Source organism: Paraburkholderia oxyphila NBRC 105797 (assembly GCF_000685075.1).
GTDB classification, from domain to species: domain Bacteria; phylum Pseudomonadota; class Gammaproteobacteria; order Burkholderiales; family Burkholderiaceae; genus Paraburkholderia; species Paraburkholderia oxyphila.
On record NZ_BAYD01000270.1, the window covers coordinates 1 to 1,026 of the forward strand.

A 1,026-nucleotide genomic window follows, 5' to 3' on the forward strand; every position below is an offset into this window, starting at 1 on the left:
GGCGCGACGCTGCAAGGGGCATCGTGATCATGTGGCCCGATTACGTCTGCACCCTCAGAAACTATCGCAGCCCGGTACGGATGCACGGCCCCGAGTTGCCCGAACGTGTCGTCGTCCTGGAGTGGCGCAGGCAGCAAAAAGAATTCCGGCAGGACGTGCGTTGCCCCAGCGCGTTTGGGGCACCGAGGCAATCGGACAGCTTTTCGAATATCACATCGAGGCATACCGCTCAGTCCACGATCCAAAATATTTCGGCAACGACGACTATGCGATTGATCTCGACGCCATCAAGGGAACCCAGATCACGCTCATCTTCAGCGATGCTTATGAAAAAGAACATCGTCGCTATTGGCCCCTGACGAAGCGCGACCGCACCGGAGAGCGCGAAATCAGCGGCATGGTCGAGTCAGCGGAGATCAGCGGCACCGAGGGCGATGCGCTCGTCTATCAATTCGTGATCCGCCCGTGGTGGTGGCGCGCAACGCTGTGCAAGAACTCGCGTGTCTTTGTTGGCATGGATGCGTGGATCCCCAAAATCCTCCGAGACGTTCTGTCGAAGTACAGCAACGATATCGAGTTCCGTTTCGACCAGGGTCTCGACCTCAGGCACAACGCATTCGAGCGTGACTTTATCCGGCAGGCGTGGGAAACGGATTGGGACTTCTGCATGCGGCTGTGCGAGGAATTCGGTTATGTGGTCTGGTTCGAGCACCACGACGAAAAGCACGTACTCGTCATTGCCGACAACATGCGCGGCTGCCAGGAACAAAGCCTACCCTATGACACGCTGGAGTATCGTCCCCAAGGGCGGCCACCACCAGCGGGTGCACATTGCGGATCTGTCGTGGCGCACGTCGGTCGCGGTCGAAAAGATAACTGTCACCGATCATAGCTACATATCGCCCCGGCTGAGCCGCAACAGTCTGTCCTATCGCGCGCAGTACAGCGTGAAAGGCGAAGACGAAAGTCAAACGAATTTCCATGGGCGCCTCCAGTCCTACGAGCCCGCCGAGTACGCCCAGCCCG

The 1,026-nt window shown here is 58.5% G+C and carries 1 protein-coding gene; it reads left to right on the forward strand.

Annotated elements, in window-relative coordinates:
• Nucleotides 1-892 (forward strand): phage late control D family protein (locus BO1_RS48850; RefSeq protein ID WP_218002885.1); only part of this gene is annotated, 892 nt, incomplete at its 5' end.
• Between the last annotated feature and the right edge of the window lie 134 nt (nucleotides 893-1,026).